This is a genomic window from Nonlabens agnitus (assembly GCF_002994045.1).
GTDB lineage: Bacteria > Bacteroidota > Bacteroidia > Flavobacteriales > Flavobacteriaceae > Nonlabens > Nonlabens agnitus.
The window spans coordinates 398,698-415,891 of the sequence record NZ_MQUC01000003.1 but is presented as its reverse complement, the minus strand read 5'-3'; the positions used below and the strand labels follow the sequence as shown (position 1 = coordinate 415,891).

General features: G+C 42.0%; 13 protein-coding genes and 1 tRNA gene. 8 read left to right on the top strand and 6 right to left on the bottom strand.

Annotated elements, in window-relative coordinates; genetic code table 11:
• Positions 1 to 341 precede the first annotated feature (341 nt).
• Positions 342 to 2,561: an NADP-dependent isocitrate dehydrogenase gene (locus BST86_RS02055; protein ID WP_105983917.1), complete on the top strand. Its 2,220-nt coding sequence runs from the start codon at positions 342 to 344 to the stop codon at positions 2,559 to 2,561.
• 100 nt (positions 2,562 to 2,661) lie between these two features.
• Positions 2,662 to 3,075, top strand: coding sequence for a DUF2306 domain-containing protein (locus BST86_RS02050; RefSeq protein ID WP_197709217.1), 414 nt, complete (start codon positions 2,662 to 2,664; stop codon positions 3,073 to 3,075).
• A gap of 120 nt (positions 3,076 to 3,195) precedes the next feature.
• Here the strand turns inward: BST86_RS02050 and BST86_RS02045 are convergent, their stop codons facing one another.
• On the bottom strand, positions 3,196 to 3,990 hold the full coding sequence (locus BST86_RS02045) for an MBL fold metallo-hydrolase (protein WP_105981806.1): 795 nt from the start codon (positions 3,988 to 3,990) through the stop codon (positions 3,196 to 3,198).
• A gap of 248 nt (positions 3,991 to 4,238) precedes the next feature.
• Between BST86_RS02045 and BST86_RS02040 the strand changes: the two genes are divergently transcribed.
• The 5 genes from BST86_RS02040 (at position 4,239) to BST86_RS02020 (ending at position 9,652) form a co-directional block, all read left to right on the top strand.
• Positions 4,239 to 5,702, top strand: a complete 1,464-nt coding sequence (locus BST86_RS02040) for an alkaline phosphatase PhoX (RefSeq protein WP_105981805.1) — start codon at positions 4,239 to 4,241, stop codon at positions 5,700 to 5,702.
• A 4-nt stretch (positions 5,703 to 5,706) separates the two neighbouring features.
• Entirely contained in the window at positions 5,707 to 7,524 is a 1,818-nt protein-coding gene (locus BST86_RS02035) for a cytochrome-c peroxidase (protein ID WP_105981804.1), read from the top strand.
• 68 nt (positions 7,525 to 7,592) lie between these two features.
• Complete coding sequence (locus BST86_RS02030) at positions 7,593 to 8,747, top strand: trans-sulfuration enzyme family protein (protein ID WP_105981803.1); 1,155 nt, start codon at positions 7,593 to 7,595, stop codon at positions 8,745 to 8,747.
• A 5-nt stretch (positions 8,748 to 8,752) separates the two neighbouring features.
• Positions 8,753 to 9,469, top strand: a complete 717-nt coding sequence (bshB1, locus tag BST86_RS02025; RefSeq protein WP_105981802.1) for a bacillithiol biosynthesis deacetylase BshB1 — start codon at positions 8,753 to 8,755, stop codon at positions 9,467 to 9,469.
• Between the two features lie 107 nt (positions 9,470 to 9,576).
• Positions 9,577 to 9,652, top strand: a tRNA-His gene (locus BST86_RS02020).
• Positions 9,653 to 9,973: 321 nt separating this feature from the next.
• On the opposite strand, the gene BST86_RS02015 is transcribed toward BST86_RS02020, so the two are convergent.
• The 4 genes from BST86_RS02015 to thrA form a co-directional block, all read right to left on the bottom strand.
• Positions 9,974 to 10,411 carry a hypothetical protein gene (locus BST86_RS02015; RefSeq protein WP_105981801.1) on the bottom strand — a complete coding sequence of 146 codons (438 nt, stop codon included), beginning with the start codon at positions 10,409 to 10,411 and terminating at the stop codon, positions 9,974 to 9,976.
• Positions 10,412 to 10,542: 131 nt separating this feature from the next.
• Positions 10,543 to 11,823 (bottom strand): threonine synthase, encoded by a 1,281-nt coding sequence (gene thrC / locus BST86_RS02010; protein WP_105981800.1) that lies wholly within the window; start codon positions 11,821 to 11,823, stop codon positions 10,543 to 10,545.
• Positions 11,824 to 11,832: 9 nt separating this feature from the next.
• Complete coding sequence (locus BST86_RS02005; protein WP_105981799.1) at positions 11,833 to 12,759, bottom strand: homoserine kinase; 927 nt, start codon at positions 12,757 to 12,759, stop codon at positions 11,833 to 11,835.
• Positions 12,756 to 15,194 carry a bifunctional aspartate kinase/homoserine dehydrogenase I gene (gene thrA / locus BST86_RS02000; protein WP_105981798.1) on the bottom strand — a complete coding sequence of 813 codons (2,439 nt, stop codon included), beginning with the start codon at positions 15,192 to 15,194 and terminating at the stop codon, positions 12,756 to 12,758. The genes BST86_RS02005 and thrA overlap by 4 nt, the downstream gene beginning before the upstream one ends.
• 525 nt (positions 15,195 to 15,719) lie before the next feature.
• On the opposite strand from thrA, the gene BST86_RS01995 reads away from it, so the two are divergent.
• Complete coding sequence (locus BST86_RS01995; protein WP_105981797.1) at positions 15,720 to 16,565, top strand: M57 family metalloprotease; 846 nt, start codon at positions 15,720 to 15,722, stop codon at positions 16,563 to 16,565.
• A 56-nt stretch (positions 16,566 to 16,621) separates the two neighbouring features.
• On the opposite strand, the gene BST86_RS01990 is transcribed toward BST86_RS01995, so the two are convergent.
• Positions 16,622 to 17,143 carry an adenine phosphoribosyltransferase gene (locus BST86_RS01990; protein WP_105981796.1) on the bottom strand — a complete coding sequence of 174 codons (522 nt, stop codon included), beginning with the start codon at positions 17,141 to 17,143 and terminating at the stop codon, positions 16,622 to 16,624.
• Positions 17,144 to 17,194 lie beyond the last annotated feature (51 nt).

Below are 17,194 nucleotides of genomic sequence, written 5' to 3'. Positions count from 1 at the left end.
CTTTCAAGAAGCGGTTTTTTTATGTCTTGATATTTTGTTTGGTGTCGCTTTCGTTGCTGCCAACCTTAGATAAGAAAGTGAACGAATTATCAACCCTACAATTCCTGACCATTTTAGTTTTATGTATCCATCTAGTTTATCAAAATTTTGAATGTGTAGCAGCACTCCAAAAGCCTGCCTGATTGAATCTTCAAGGATTTACCAAAAAATCCATTGAATCTCATGGTAAAAGTGCTAAGCCTAAGCAAAAACCACCTAAAAACAGATTCTTACCTATTATATTTGTAGGCCGCACCTATAGCGTGCGTTTCACATTAATTTTTATTAAAACAAGTACATACATGTCCACCCAAAATCCTAAGATCATATACACCAAAACCGATGAAGCACCGGCACTCGCTACGGCATCGTTTTTACCTATAGTTCAAAAATTCATTGAGCCTGCTGGAATAGAAATAGAGACCAAAAATATCTCTCTTGCAGCTCGAATCCTGGCTGTTTTTCCAGATCGATTGGGCGACAAAAAGGTGCCAGACGCTCTAGCAGAATTAGGTGAGCTGGTTACCAAGGAAGAAGCCAATGTAATCAAGTTACCCAATATTAGTGCCTCTGTCCCACAATTGAATGATGCAATCAAAGAATTGAGAGCTAAAGGTTATGATCTACCAGATTATCCAGAAGAAGCCACAACAGCAGAGCAAAAAGACATTAAAAAGCGCTATGACAGCGTGAAAGGTAGCGCTGTAAATCCAGTGTTACGTGAAGGTAACTCTGATCGTCGCGCTCCTAAGCCGGTAAAGCAATATGCGAAGAACAATCCACATAGTATGGGCGCATGGAGCAAGGATTCTAAGTCTCATGTTTCTACTATGGACCAGGGAGACTTTGCTCACAATGAGAAAAGTGTCACTGTGGACAAGGCTACAACCGTGAACATACAGTTGATTGATACTGATGGCGAAAAACATCTATTGAAAAAAGGACTAGCTCTTAAGGCAGGTGAGATCATCGATGCGACTTTTATGAGTAAAGATGCATTATTAGATTTCCTGGAAGATCAAATGGTGGACGCTCGTGAAAAGGACGTTCTTTTCTCACTGCACATGAAAGCGACCATGATGAAGGTTTCTGATCCCATTATTTTTGGTCATGCCGTGCGTACGTTTTTCAAATCCGTATTTGACAAGTACGGTGACGCACTAGAAAAGGTAGGTGTTGACGTAAACAACGGTTTAGGCGATCTATTGGGCAAATTACATGAATTACCAGACGATAAGAAAGAAGCCATTCAAGATGAGTTGAGACGAGTGATGGAATATCGTCCAGATCTTGCCATGGTCAACTCTGACAACGGCATCACCAACTTACACGTACCTAGTGACGTGATTATTGACGCTTCCATGCCTGCCATGATTAGAAATTCTGGTCAGATGTGGAATAAGGATGGAGAATCCCAAGACACTAAAGCCGTCATTCCTGATAGCTCTTATGCTGGGATCTATGCCGCAACTATTGATTTTTGTAGAGAGCACGGCGCATTTGATCCACGTACGATGGGAACGGTTCCTAACGTAGGGTTGATGGCTCAAAAAGCCGAAGAATACGGTTCTCACGATAAAACCTTTGAACTTCCTAAAGCTGGAAAAGTTCAAGTAGTGGATGCAGATGGAAATGTGTTGATGGAACACAACGTAGAAGCTGGAGATATCTGGAGAGCATGTCAAACTAAGGATGCACCTATTCAGGATTGGGTAAAGCTTGCGGTTTCAAGAGCAAGAGCTACTGGAGATCCTGCTATTTTCTGGCTGGATGAAAATCGCGCACACGATGCCGAAATTATCAAGAAAGTGAACAAGTATCTCAAAGATCATGATACAGAAGGATTGGATATTACCATCGCTTCACCAGTTGAAGCCACTAAACGTACGTTACAACGTATGAAAGATGGCAAAGATACCATCTCTGTAACTGGAAACGTTTTGCGTGATTATAACACTGACCTGTTCCCTATCCTAGAAGTTGGGACAAGTGCCAAGATGCTTTCTATCGTTCCATTGATGAATGGTGGCGGATTGTTCGAAACTGGTGCTGGTGGATCTGCTCCTAAGCACGTGCAACAGTTTGAAAAGGAAAACCACTTACGCTGGGATTCTTTAGGTGAGTTCTTGGCATTAGCCGTTTCTCTAGAACATACCGCTGAAAAATACAATAATGAGAAGGCACAAATCATCGCGGATGGTCTGGACAAGGCCACTGAGAAATTCCTGACCAATAAAAAATCGCCTTCTCGTAAGGTGAATGAATTGGACAATCGCGGTTCGCACTATTACTTGGCTCTTTACTGGGCTCAAGAACTTGCTAACCAAACCAAGGATGAAGATCTTACGAAACACTTCAGCAAGCTTGCTCAGGATCTTGCAGATAATGAAGAAAAGATCACGCAAGAACTAATAGAAGTACAAGGCAAAGCTATGGACATAGGTGGCTATTACCTACCAGATCCAGCTAAGGAAGAAGCAGCAATGCGACCTAGTAAAACGCTCAACGCGATTATTGGGTAGCTCCTTTTTAAATATATATTCAAAAATGCCTGTTGCGATTGCAACGGGCATTTTTTATTTGGTATCGATAAAATTCTGATATTTAGACAAATAATCACTGATGATCATCGCTTTACCTTATCAAGATTCTGTTCTAAACGTTTTGATGTTTACGCATCTAGTTACAGTAGTTCCCTGCATTTTTATAGGCGGTTATCTGTTGATGGCTTACAAGGGAACGCCTAGACACAAATTACTGGGTAAGATCTACATGTCGCTCATGTTTATAACAGCCTTGATCACCATATTTCTCCCAGCAAATGTTGGCCCTAGTCTATGGAATCATTTCGGTTGGATTCACTTGTTTACGGTGTTGACGCTTTGGACTGTTCCTACGGCATTCATCGCAGTAAGAAAAGGAAGGATTAAGGCTCATAAACGCAAAATGATTCTTCTATACGTGGGCGCAATCATGATCGCAGGTGGCTTTACGCTAGTTCCAGGACGCTATTTGCATGAGATGTTTTTTGGGTAATTCGTTTTCGCGCCAGTCCGTCGGAAGACAGGAAAGCGAACTATGTCACGAATCTTAAAGAATAAAAAAACCGCTTCGTCAAACGAAACGGTTTTATTCCATTTATAAATACTCTAAGGCCTAACTTCTTTCTGGATACCAATCCATGAAGGTTACTTCGATATCTGTATTTCCTTTGTTTACAAGTGATTTGAACTTATCAATGTCATGAAGTCCATCTTTACCACGGTAATGGTAAGGAATCACTTCTGCGGGCGCAAAGTCAAGAACCGCATCTGCTGCTTGTTCTACATCCATGGTGTACGGTAGATTCATACAAACAAATGCCTTATCAATATTTTCAAGGCTTCTCATCTCTGGAGTACCTTCTGTATCTCCAGATACGTATACTCTGTATCCATCACTCTCGATCACATATCCGTTTCCAACTCCTTCTGGATGATTATTAAGGCGGCCTTCAGTGATATTATACATCGCAACGGCATTCACTATAATATCATCTACAGCTTCTGAATCACCATTATTCAAAACGGTTGGATTAAAATCAGCTCCTAATTTATCTGCCACTGCTTGTGGCGTAAATAATTTGGCGTTGTCATTCATGACGGCTTTTAAAGTAGCTGGATCCATGTGATCGCCGTGAGTATGAGTGATCAAGATCATATCTGCTGCTGGCATGCCTTCATATGCACTGGCTCCTCCAACAGGATCTAGGTAAATTGCTTTGTCGCCCCATTTCATGACAAAGGAGGCGTGAGAGATAGGCATGATTTCAATCTCTGGTGTCACAGCCGTTTCAGTAGCGGCGTACTGCTGTTCCATTTGATTGTCTGCGGTTTCCACGGCGGTTTCTTCCTTTTCCTTACATGCGCTGAACAATACCAGCATCAGTAAGAATCCCATTATATTTTTCATGATTGTGTTTTGATCAAAGATAAAATCACCTTATGATCACTCTAGTTAAGGATTTAAGAAAATCTCGTTTCTCCAAGTCTCTCGATTCACGCAGTCTACAAAAGGATTTTTCATTTATACAACATTCGCATAACACGAATGCGCCAGACCTATAACAATTCAATCATACTTCCTTAAAAGTGACATAAGACCACCTCATGAACCAAATCCTAGTTTTAGACCACATAAAAAACTAATTCAATCTTATTATGAAAAACAACTTTCTGATCGCAGGCCTTTCCACACTTTTACTACTTTCCTGCAACGATGATGATGGGGTGACAAGAACAGGTGCTCAAGGCGATGATATTGTTCTTAAATCTCATTCTGTAACTCCTAATTTTCTAAAGACGACTCCAGAATTCTCTAGTGTAAACATCTATTCAGTACTATCCAGTGCAGATCAACTCGATGCATCTCCTGAATTTGTTTACGGTTCTATGGCAGACGGTGCTGGCCTTCTCTACAATCAAGCTACTGAAGATTTCACCTTGATCAACAACATAGAGGCAGACTACTCCATTGCGCGCATCAAGTTTGATAAGACCTTTGCTCCTATTTCTGGCGAGTACATACTTAATGCAGAGGCCACAGCATCTACAGCTCAATGCAGTGGATCTTTAATTACGCCACAGGAGCATGGGTTTGGGCCACTTTATCTTTCCGGTGGTGAATGGGGCGGATCTTCTAAAGGTGTATTTGCAACTGAAGTAACAAAACCATCCTCTACCAGAACTACTCCAGAGATACTAACCGCAATGGGGCAATGGTCCACTGAAAATGCTGTGGTGATAGGAAAAGATGCTTATCCCAATAAAACGGTTGCTTTTATAGGAGATGATCATTCTGACAACAATATACCATCTGGTCAATTGGGAATGTATGTAGGTAATCGTGGAGATCTTTATAGCGGTAATCTGTACGGTCTTAAAGTCACGGCCGCAGGCATTGATTTTGAAATGGACATGGAAGAAGGCCAATCTTATACCGCAGAGTTTGTAGAATTGAACCAACGCAACATTGATCTATTAGATGCAGAAGCTAAGCAAAAAGGTGTGATGGGCTTCTCAAGATTGGAAGACATCGACTGGAGACGAGGCGATGCCAGCAACCAGCGCGAGATTTATTTTACCGTAACTGGAAGGAAAACAAATGGATTAGTTGGTAAGGGAACTGCCTACGGACGTATCTATAAAGTAACCTTAAACGAAAATGACCCAACTGGCCCTGCAACAATCACCTGTGTACTTGACGGCGATAAGGTTGGTGGTAAAGCTTGGGGTTTCCATAGCCCAGATAATGTTCTAGTGACTGAAAACTATGTATACATCCAGGAAGATCCTAACGGTTATTTTGATGATGCTGTAAGAGAGCACTATGCCCGACTATATCAATATGAAATCTCTACAGGTCAACTTAAAACAGTGCTGGAATGTGATCAAAGGAGCGCTGCAGCTGCAGGAATAGGTACTGAGAACTCCGTATGGGAAATAACTGGAATGATAGATGTATCTGATGTGGTAGGTATTGATGGAACTTTCATGGTCATCACTCAAAACCATGGCTGGGAACCAGCTGACGGCTCTGCATTTACAGACCCTACCGCAAATGACGTGAACAATAGCAGTAAAGAAGGAAGTGTATTATACGTTATCAGCGGTTTAGAAAGATAAGCATATGAATTATCAAAATATAAAGAAGGCTTGTTTCATCGCAAGCCTTTTATTTTTAATTAGCTCTTGTAAAGAAGAGCAAAGTTATAAGAAACAACAGCGCAGCCCGCTAGAGCAATTACAAGAACTGTATCTATCAGATCTCGATCAGGCGATCCATTCTTTGAGTGTCATGGAAAGCATGACTGATACAGACTCAATGCAACGAGCCTTTAAAACCGCCCGTGAGAATTTCAAATCCGTCGAGCCTATTTTAAGTTTTCAGGACCTCAATAATTATACAACCTTGAACGCGCCTAACATTCTCAAAGTAGAAGAAGAGGACGCAACAGACATTAAGATCAAAAAAGCCAGTAGTTACCAGACCCTTGAAGAAATATTATTTACTGAATCACCAGATGTTACAAAAGTCCATAATGTCGTAATGACACTGCGCCGGCGATTGCAGCTCGTTAGATCAACGACAGACTTAAGTCACTACCAGCCATACCATGTACTTTGGATCATTCGCAAGCAGTTGGTGCGCAGCGCTTTGACCGGCGTGACTGGGTTTGACTCACCTGTTTTAGAGAGCAGCCTGGATGATGCGGTTATCGCTTTCGCGAAAGCGAAACAAATACTACAACTATACCATCAACAATTCAAAAAGGAGCAATTACTGGAGAAATGGAAACACCAACTTGATCAGGCGCAACATCGCTTGTCACAAAGTACCTTTGAAAACTTTGATCGCTATGCCTTTTTAAAACAAGACATCGATCCATTATTAGAGCTTTGGGTAGCCACCGCACAAGATTGGGAAGTACAATTCCCATTAGAACTTGCTATAAAAAATGAGGCAACGACTTTATTCTCTAAAGAGACGCTGTCTTTAGATTACTTTGCAGACCGCAAACCCGCGCCGCTGACAGACCAGCAAATCACACTCGGCAAACAACTATTTAACGACACACGCTTATCGTCGGATGGTATGATAAGCTGTGCTACCTGCCATGTACAAGATCTTGCATTTAGCGATGGTCGACCTATAGCAAAAGGGCAACAACGCAACAGTCCAACACTGACTTATGCTGCCTACCAGCGCGGCTTCTTCTACGACAAAAGGTCTGGAAGCCTCGAGGGTCAAATCATTTCGGTGATCAATAATGAAACGGAGTTCCACAGTGACATCAACAATTTCACAGCCGCTATTGAAAAGGATGACGACATAGTCAAACAATTTACCGATGCGTATCACAAAGAAGTAGGCCAACTGGCGGTTAGAACAGCTATAGCAGACTATGTGCGTAGTCTTAACAGCTGGGATTCAAAATGGGACCGCAATATGCGTGATGAAGAAAACACCTTGACCCAATCTGAAATCAACGGCTTCAATCTGTTTATGGGTAAGGCTAAATGTGCCACCTGCCATTTTGCGCCCGTTTTTAATGGCACCGTACCACCAGACTTCATGGAGACTGAACTGGAACATCTTGGAGTTCCCTCAAAAAACCTAACGGTAAACGCCTCGATTGATCCAGATACAGGCCGTTATGAATTTTTGAAAACAGAGAACCGCAAACACTTTTTCAAAACACCCAGCATACGCAACGTTGCGGTGACAGCGCCCTATATGCATAATGGAGTTTATCAAACACTGGAAGAAGTGGTTGACTTTTATAATCGTGGCGGTGGTAGTGGCATAGGCATCACAGATCAAGAGTTTCAAACATTACCACCAGATCCTTTGAACCTAACAGCAATGGAACAAAAGGACCTGGTGAACTTCATGAAATCGCTGACAGATCAGGCCTTCACTAAATCAAAGGTACATTCTCTATGACTAAGATTTAAGACTGCCATTACATCTTTCCATGCAAAACAGTTAGCTTTGTGCAACACGACAATCGCATGAAAAAAAATAAAAACGTCAATTATACCTGCGTCCACGCGGGCGAACTCAAGGATACGATTTATGGTGGCGCTACGGCGCCCATCTATACCTCAACCACCTATGATTATCGAGGTCCAGGAACAAATCTGTATCCACGATACTTTAACACGCCTAATCAGGTGGCGCTGGCTCAAAAGATCTCCGCCTTGGAGCAGACTGAGGCTTCCCTGATTTTTGGTAGTGGTATGGCAGCGATTAGTGCGGTATTCATGGCCTTTCTCAAATCTGGCGACCATGTGATCATGCAGCGAGCGATTTACGGCGGTACTTCACATTTTGCTGCGGCAGAATTTGAGCGTGTGGGAATCACCTACACCATGCTGGAGCACATCAATGAAGACACGATGAAGCAAGCGCTCCAGGACAATACCAAGATGTTGTACATCGAGACGCCTAGCAATCCATTATTGGAGATTACAGATATTGAAAAGGTTTCCGCTTTCGCGAAAGCGAACTCCCTAATCACCGCCATCGATAACACGTTTGCCTCGCCTATCAACCAAAATCCTGCAAGTTTAGGAATTGACCTGGTGATTCACAGCGCGACCAAATATCTAGGCGGCCACAGCGACATTTGCGCAGGAACCGTTAGCGGTACGCAGAAACACATGGAGTATTTATGGAAAACCGCAAAAAATTACGGTGGTAGTTTGAGTGATGTAACCGTGCATCTACTGGAACGCAGTATTAAAACACTGGCCTTGCGGGTAAAGCAACAGTCCAAAACTGCGCTAAAACTGGCACGCTTCCTAGAGAAGCATCCAGACATGAAAAAAGTAAACTATCCTGGATTGAAGTCGCATCCCAATCATCAAATCGCCAAAAAACAGATGTACGCCTATGGCGGCATGATGTCTTTTGAATTGAAATCACACATCGACCACAACGATTTCTTGGAAGAACTAAAGGTCATCAAACCAGCCTTAAGTCTTGCTGGCGTGGAATCGACCATCCTATCTCCAGCGTTGACCTCGCACAGCCTCATGACGGCAGAAGAGCGCGCACAACAAGGAATAAGCGACCGATTGTTACGATTTTCCGTCGGTATTGAAGAACTCAACATTCTAGTGGACGACCTAGAACAGGCTCTTGAAAAAAGCCGAAAAAGATAAATTTGATGAAATTAGATATACTCGCTGTAGGATCACATCCTGATGATATTGAATTGAGCTGTGCCGGTGTGCTTGCTAAAGAAGCATCCAGAGGCAAAAAGATTGGGATTCTGGATCTAACAAGAGGTGAACTGGGAACTCGAGGCACTCCAGAAATACGGGATCAAGAAGCCGCAGATGCTGCGAAGGTTTTGGGCGTCGCTGTAAGAGAAAATCTAGCTTTTGCCGATGGTTTTTTTACCAATGACAAGGTTCACCAGTTAAAGATTGTCGAGATCATTAGAAAGTACCAACCAGAAATCGTGATATGTAATGCCATAAGAGATAGGCATCCAGACCACGCTCGTGGATCAGAATTGACCAGCGTGAGTTGTTTTTTATCTGGTTTACGCAAGATTGAAACCCAGTTGGAAGGTCAACAGCAAGAGGCATGGAGACCTAAACAGGTGTATCATTACATCCAATGGCAAGACATGGATCCAGATATTGTTATTGACATCTCTGGTTTTATGGAAACTAAAATTGATAGTGTCAAGGCCTACAAATCACAGTTCTTTGATCCTGAAAGTAATGAGCCGTCCACACCCATAAGCAGTAATAATTTCTTTGAATCCATACGATATAGAGCTGCCAATTTAGGTAGGCTTATAGGGACAGACCATGCAGAAGGTTTCATGGTGGAACGCTACCCAGCAGTGGATTCTATTTTTGATTTGATATAAATCTGCTAAAACTATTTGTCATTTTCAGAAATGCATTAAATTTGCATCCGCTTAACAGCTAGTGGTTGAATTCTTGAGATCCACTTTAAAAAAACTCACATTGATATGGTGGTTGTAGCTCAGTTGGTTAGAGCGCTGGTTTGTGGTGCCGGAAGTCGCGGGTTCGAGTCCCGTCTTCCACCCGAAAAGGTCTTAGAGAAATCTAGGACCTTTTTTAATTTACGGATGTTTTTAAGGCGTTATGAAGCAAGTGACGAGAAGTTTATGCCGCTGTAGAGCGGTAAGTCCCGTCTTCCCTGCCTGACGGCAGGCAGGCACCCGAAAAAATCATAGAGAAATCTAGGACCTTTTTTAATTTACGGATGTTCTTAAGGCTTTAAGAAATTAGTTACGAGGCGTTTATGCCACACTAAATGAGATACCTCAATTCACTGCTACCTATCGGAAGCAAAAAAGGTCTTAGAAAATCCAAGACTTTTTTATGTTGAAACTTTTAGGTTGTGACTATTGATCTGCCAGAGGTGCCAGCTTTAAGGAAGCTTCCAATTCATCGTCGAGGTTCTCATCAAAGGAAAAGGCAAAGGTCTTCCAACGATCTTTAGGCTTATAAAACTGAAACGTAAATCTCATGGGTTGTAAATCGTAAAGAGCTGTATAGGTATAGATGACAAAGTAATCGTTAAGTTTCTTTTCTCCCAATAGTGCATGACCATGCATTTTACCCAAAACATTTTCGGCAGTGACCAGTTTTTTCTTGAGTATACTGATGCTTTCAGCATTGTCAATGGCCCATTCATTATTGGAATACAAGTTGGTGAGTGCCACTTCAGGACCTTTAGAAGCCTGTTCCTTAAAAAAGGTCTCTACCAATGCTTCTGGAGTATTTTGAGCTGGTAATTGAGAGATTGTCAAAAAGAATAATAAGAGTACTGCGTTTTTCATGATTGATGATTTAGTGATGATCGAAAATTATCTCACCTCATTAAAAAACCCAATACGTCAACTGCCTTATAATCGTAGCTGCGTATTTGTAACCAAGAATTTTTATAATGCAATCTAAAATGCTGCTTAAATCAGCTTAGCAAAATATCTCTCAGTTGTTGGTAATCATTATCCATGCTTAATTTGTGAAAGCCATCCAAAGAGGTTTCAGTGAGGACGTGATCAGGAACAGCTTTGACGATAATGTCTTGGAACTTGTTGGGATGTGCGGTTTCTACAAAGATCCCTAATTCATCTTCCTTGAGGCTTCGCTCTAAAGCCAACTTACCAACCGCACCATGAGGGTCCAGTAAATAACCTGTTTCTTGAATCGTGTCCTTCATCTCTTGTACGGTTTCCTCATCGGTGATGGAGGCAGCAGAGATGTGTGCGGACATTGCTCCTAGATTTCTTCCATACAAGTAAGCCAGTCGTTCATAATTACTAGGATTCCCAACATCCATAGCGTTGGAAAAGGTGAGCACCGATGGTTTGGATTTGTATTCACCGGTTTTGAGATAATCAGTAAAGGTATCATTAGCATTGTGCGCCGCGATGAATCGTTTGATAGGCAATCCCATATGCTTAGCCAGTATGCCAGCGGATGCGTTCCCTAAATTTCCTGATGGTATGGAAACCACTAAAGATTTATCCTTGAGCTCTTTTTTAATCTGTTTGTAAGCCAGAAAGTAATAGATCATTTGTGGTAACAACCTAGCAAGATTAATGGAGTTTGCGCTGGTTAATTCTACTTGCTTGCGCAACTTGTGGTCATTAAAAGCCTGCTTCACCATGCGCTGGCAATCATCAAAAGTACCGTCCACTTCAATGGCCTTGATGTTTTTCCCTAAACTGGTCATTTGACGTTCTTGATAAGGACTTACCTTATCCTTGGGGAAGAGTATTTTTACATTCACACCTTCCACATCATAGAAACCGCTGGCCACAGCGCTGCCTGTATCTCCAGAAGTCGCTACCAAAATGGTAATCTCTTTATCGTTACTCTTTTCAAATTTAGATAAGCAACGAGACATGAATCGAGCACCTACGTCTTTAAAGGATTCCGTCGGGCCGTGGAAGAGTTCCAAAACGTAAGTGGCTTCTCTAATATGCTTGACCGGCGTCGGAAAATTGATGGCATCTTCAATGATCCATTTCAAATCAGCATCAGAAAGGTTTTCTTGTACGTAAGGTTGTAATGCGGTAAAGGCTATCTCGTGATCAGAAAGGTTTTCTATGTTCTCAAAAAAGCTGGATGGCAATTGCGGAATCTCCTCTGGAAAATAAAGGGCACCATTTTGAGTCAAGCCATTAAGTACGGCTGTTTTAAAGCTTACACGTTCTTCGTTAGGTGTGGTACTAATAAATTTCATGATCAGTTTTTAAAGAATGATAGCGCCGCTGTTGGCATTGATGGGACTTATGTAAACTTTATAATCTAAATCAGTGGTGTTATAGATGGTCTCATGACAATGTTGGATCTTTTCAGTCATTTCCTTTCCTTGAACCACGGTAAACACTGATGGTCCAGAACCAGAAATCCCAAAGGCTAACGCGCCTTGATCCAGAACGGCAGCTTTCATTTCTGCAAACTTGGGAATCAACATGCTGCGCATGGGTTCAATCACAACATCTTGCATGGCGGCCTTGAACAATGCGACATCCTGCAAATACAGACTCGACACGAAAGACCCCATATAACCTATCTGTTCACTTGCGGTTCTTACCGCCATGGTTTCTTTTAAAATGCTTCTGGAATCAGATGTTTTCACCATGATCTGTGGATACAGCAGCACGGCATACAGATCTGGTAAAATAGGTAACGAAATAAAATCTGCTGGATCACTGGCCTTTTGCATCACCATACCACCTATGATGGACGGCGCCACATTGTCAACGTGCGGACTACCACAGGCTGCCTTTTCGCCTTGAGCGGCAAAATAGACCAATTGGTTTTTAGTGAAAGGCTCGCCCATGATGTCGTTGTAAGCAAAAGCTGCAGCGGCACTGCTCGCACTACTCGACCCTAAACCGCTACCAGAAGCAAAACCTTTTTTGATGTGAATATCAACGCCTTTGAAATCCTGCAATTCTTCCTGCATGCAACGCACGACCACAGAGCAGCAATTCTTTGCTGCTTCCATAGGTAGGTCAGCGCCATTTTCTATGGACAGGATCGTATTGGAATCAGTCCCGTTAAATGACATCGTGACCTCATCGCCTATTCCTTGCAGGGCAACTCCCAGAAAGTCAAAACCCACATTAAAATTGGCTATGGTGGCAGGTGCAAAAGCGGTTACCTTTTTCATGATTTCCTATTGAAGATGAGCATCAAATCTGCAAAAACTCCACTTGCGGTGACTTCTGCACCAGCACCAGCACCTTTGATGACTAGCGGCTCGTCCACGTATCTTGAGGTGTTCAACGCGATGACGTTGTCCTTTCCTTCCAGGTTATAGAATGGGCTGTGCGATGGAACTTCTTGCAAGGCGACAGACATATTGCCATCGTTTAATGAAGCAACGACCTTGAGTTTGCACGCTTTCGCGAAAGCGGAATCATAAATAGCCTTAAAGTGCGATTCATGCTTCAACAATTCCTCAAAAAGAATCTCGTTACTGGCCGCATTCTCGCAAGGCTCTGGCAAGAAACTTTTGTAGGTGATGTCGTCAATCTCGCGATTCAAACCAGACTCACGCGACAAAATCAGGATCTTGCGCATCACGTCCAGACCGCTCAAATCGATCAATGGATCTGGCTCTGTATAGCCTTCATTCATCGCCAGTCTCACCACATCTGCAAAAGGTTTTGTGCCATCATATTCATTGAAAATAAAGTTGAGACTACCGGAAATGACAGCCTCGATCTTGTGGATGCGATCACCGCTAATGATCAAATCCTGTATGGTTTTGATGACCGGCAAGGCCGCTCCAACCGATGTCTCATATTTGAAATCGCAGTTGTACTCGCGTGCGCTGTGGTTGAGCTCTTCAAACAGTTCCTGCGAACTGCTGCAGGCAATTTTGTTACAGGTCACCACCGAGATGCTTTTCTTGAGCAATGGCAAGTAGCCGTCACTCACAATTGCGGACGCGGTCATGTCTAGGAACACACTGTTGGACAGGTTTTGGTCCACGATTTCCTTCAGGAAATTTTCATAAGCGCCGTAATCCTTTCCGTTTTCCTTGAGTGATTTGATGTCTGCGGTGGATAGTCCATCATTGCTATCAAACAGCATCTTGCGGCTGTTTGCGACACCACAAATCTTAAGATTGAGGTTGTAATCTTCCAGCAATGCCTTGCGCTGACCGTCCAGCATAGTGAGGAACTCACCACCTACATTCCCAACACCAGCAATGAAAATATGGATGTTTTTTACCGGTTTTGAGAAAAATCGCTCGTGAATGACGTTGAGTGCCTTAGTCTCATCCTTTTTATCAATCACGATGGATATGTTTCTTTCACTAGCGCCTTGCGCGATCGCCGTCACATTAATACCATTCTCACCTATGGCGCTGAAAACGTGTCCACAAAGTCCTACTTTGGACTTCATTTTATCACCTACTAGGGCTATAATGCAGTGATCCAAGGAAACTTGCGCCTCGTTAAATTGTTGTTTGGCAATCTCTTCGGCAAAGCGATTATCAAGGATCGTTTTTGCAAAGGCTGCCTTGCTTTGATCAATACCTAGACCAATACTTTGCTCTGAACAGCTTTGGGTGATCAAAATGATATTGATGTCGTTATCTTCCAACACCTGAAACACTTGACGTGCGCTACCCTTACGACCTGATAATCCAACACCAGAAACTGTGATCATCGCGATATTGGCAAGTGAAGAAACACCTTGAATCTTGTGAAGGTCTGATTTATTATGGTCACTAATGTAGGTTCCCAATTGATCAGGTGCTCCTGTATTTTTAAGTAATAAAGGGATTTTCTTATTGCGCAGCGGTATTACAGATGGCGGATAAAGAACCTTAGCGCCAAAGTAGGCCATCTCAAATGCTTCTTCATAACTCAGGTTTTCAATAGCGATGGTTTGCTTCACCTTTCTAGGATCTGCACTTTGTACACCATTCACATCACTCCATATTTCTACGGATGCAGCCTCAAGCACATTTCCTAAAAGAGCTGCCGTATAATCGCTACCACCGCGACCTAAGGTGACCACTTCACCTTTTTCATTTGATGCAATAAAGCCGCCAATGATATAGTTGGCATTTTTTACCATGGCAGCTGCTTGTGCCGCTGTTTTTTCAAAGTCAACCGTAGTGTTCAAGTAATCACCATTTCCTGTAATGATTTTAGTTGGATCCAATAATTCAATCGTTAATCCATGAGCATTGAGATAGCGATGTACTACAAAGGAGGAAAGTCGTTCCCCAAAACTTAGGATCAAGGCTCTGGTCCTATTGGATAATTCCTGCAACGTGAATACCGATGTACAGATATTCTCCAACTGATTGCATTTTTTCTGGATCTCTACAAGAACTTCCGTTTGTTGTTTGTCTGTGAAATAATTCTTGATATGATCCACGTGAATATCCTTGAACTCTTTAAGCAATACGTGAGGTTCTTGTTGCAAGGAATTTGTAGCGATGGATTCCAATAGATTGGTAATTCCAGAAAATGCAGAAACTACAACGATAAAGGATTCTGATTTTGACTCAATAATGTTCTTGAGCTGTTTTAGGTTGGCTGGTGAAGAAACGCTGGTTCCTCCAAATTTTAATACGATCATGGAATAATTTTATGGAAATGGTAAATGCTATCTCTATGATAGAAATGATGGTCTGATGTAGTATGTAAATAGATAACCCTTAACGGGTAATAATAGTAATACGTCCACCAATGGTTAACGTATCTGCAATAGAAGAAATGATTTGCACTATTATCATAATTCCAAATGTATACAATTGAATTGAATTGACATTTTTTTAACTAAATAATTTCTAAAGCGATTTTAGACCTAGCTCAAAAGTTGTAGTTGTGTGAAAAATTAGATAAAATTGAGGTGTATTGGCTTTTATATCGACAAACGACCAATAAATCAGTTTTAGTTGTGAACAATTATTTTTAATCTGATTTGCATTCAAACTTAACAATGACAAGCAATTATAATTTTTTTTAAGCCTTTTAAAGTCTGGTTTACCAAATAAAAGTTAATTTTTTGAATAGTTCTATTTGTTTCTAGCGGTCTTATTTCTCTAGTTTTAAGTTCTCGAGAAAAGTGTTTTAATCAATTTAACCCCTAATTCATTTAACAATGACAAATTCCATTTTCAAAAAAACATTCTTAGGACTTTCTGCTTGTGCCCTATTATTTACGGCTTGTGAGAGAGAAGAAAGTTTTGATCAAGAAGTAGATCAAAAATCAGAGCTTGCCAAAGCAAAAGCCTATGCAGAAGAAATAGGTTATCACCCAGATGATATAAAAATCGATCAATTCATGTTACCTGATGGATCTACTGAAGAGCGCATCTTTATAGAAGATGACATCGCTCTTGAGGCATCAGACTTTTATGCCCTAGAAAACATGAACACCATTGCAAAGCAATACCGCACGACTAACCTTGTTACCGGTACTAATCGCACGATTGATATTATAGGTTACACTGGTGGCGGTGGACAAGGACTGACCAATACGCAACGTACAGCTCTGCAATGGGCAGTTGACAACTACAATAGGTTGAGTGGTGTAAGTTTGACTTTTAGACTAACCTTTGGTACAGCATACCAAGATAAAGACATGGTCATTTATCGTAATCCAGGAAACACTGGTGCTGGTGGATCTGCTGGTTTCCCTTCTAGTGGTAGACCTAACAAATTTGTACAGCTTTACGCTGGGATGGATGCCTATGACACTAATGTTAACGAGCACGTTATCACGCATGAGATAGGCCACTCGGTTGGTTTCCGTCATACAGACTATTTTTCTCGCGCTTCTTGTGGACAGAACGTCAACGAAGGTGACGGCGGCGTAGGTGCTATTAGAGTATCTGGAACACCTAGCGGTTATGATCCAGATTCTATCATGCTTTCCTGCTTTAGCTCTGGAGAAGATGGTGAGTTTGGAAGCAATGACATCATCGCATTACAGGCCATGTACTAAGAGTTTATCAAAATTTCTATCAAGGCCTCGATGTGACCACATCGAGGCTTTTTGTTTTAATAATGTAACACACTGTAAATATCGAGGTCGCCCAGTTGCTTTCTTCCTTCCAGAAAATCCAGTTCCATGATAAAATTGGCACTTATTACCTTGCCGCCTATCTTTTCTATGAGTTGGACGGCTGCTCCAGCAGTACCGCCAGTGGCTAGGACATCATCGTGAAGCAATACGTGACTACCATTAGGGATAGCATCCGTTTGAATTTCAATGGTATCTGTGCCGTATTCCAAATCATAAGTGAACTTCTCAATGTCGCCAGGCAGCTTGTTACTTTTGCGCAACATTACAAAGGATGCTTCAAGCGCTTCTGCCAGCAGCATGCCGAATAAAAATCCGCGAGATTCTATGCCAACTACGACGTCGATTTTTTGATTCTTATAATTAGATACGATGGCAGCGGTCATAGCTTTTCTCGCTTTCGCGGAAGCGAGCAACGGAGCAATGTCCTTAAACACGATACCAGCTTTGGGAAAATCTGGAACGTCTTTGATGAAATTTTTGAGTTGATCTGGCGTCATGGGAAGATTGAGATTTATTAAAGTGAAATAAGTTTTGGAAAAATACAAATA

What these genes read in the sequence shown, in the direction of transcription:
- BST86_RS02050 (WP_197709217.1), top strand. Translation starts at nt 2,662, where the DNA reads ATGATCATCGCTTTACCTTATCAAGATTCTGTTCTAAACGTTTTGATG.
- thrA (WP_105981798.1), bottom strand. Translation starts at nt 15,194, where the DNA reads ATGATCGTATTAAAATTTGGAGGAACCAGCGTTTCTTCACCAGCCAAC.
- BST86_RS02005 (WP_105981799.1), bottom strand. Translation starts at nt 12,759, where the DNA reads ATGAAAAAGGTAACCGCTTTTGCACCTGCCACCATAGCCAATTTTAAT.
- BST86_RS02040 (WP_105981805.1), top strand. Translation starts at nt 4,239, where the DNA reads ATGAAAAACAACTTTCTGATCGCAGGCCTTTCCACACTTTTACTACTT.
- BST86_RS02030 (WP_105981803.1), top strand. Translation starts at nt 7,593, where the DNA reads ATGAAAAAAAATAAAAACGTCAATTATACCTGCGTCCACGCGGGCGAA.
- BST86_RS02015 (WP_105981801.1), bottom strand. Translation starts at nt 10,411, where the DNA reads ATGAAAAACGCAGTACTCTTATTATTCTTTTTGACAATCTCTCAATTA.
- BST86_RS02045 (WP_105981806.1), bottom strand. Translation starts at nt 3,990, where the DNA reads ATGAAAAATATAATGGGATTCTTACTGATGCTGGTATTGTTCAGCGCA.
- bshB1 (WP_105981802.1), top strand. Translation starts at nt 8,753, where the DNA reads ATGAAATTAGATATACTCGCTGTAGGATCACATCCTGATGATATTGAA.
- BST86_RS01995 (WP_105981797.1), top strand. Translation starts at nt 15,720, where the DNA reads ATGACAAATTCCATTTTCAAAAAAACATTCTTAGGACTTTCTGCTTGT.
- thrC (WP_105981800.1), bottom strand. Translation starts at nt 11,823, where the DNA reads ATGAAATTTATTAGTACCACACCTAACGAAGAACGTGTAAGCTTTAAA.
- BST86_RS01990 (WP_105981796.1), bottom strand. Translation starts at nt 17,143, where the DNA reads ATGACGCCAGATCAACTCAAAAATTTCATCAAAGACGTTCCAGATTTT.
- BST86_RS02055 (WP_105983917.1), top strand. Translation starts at nt 342, where the DNA reads ATGTCCACCCAAAATCCTAAGATCATATACACCAAAACCGATGAAGCA.
- BST86_RS02035 (WP_105981804.1), top strand. Translation starts at nt 5,707, where the DNA reads ATGAATTATCAAAATATAAAGAAGGCTTGTTTCATCGCAAGCCTTTTA.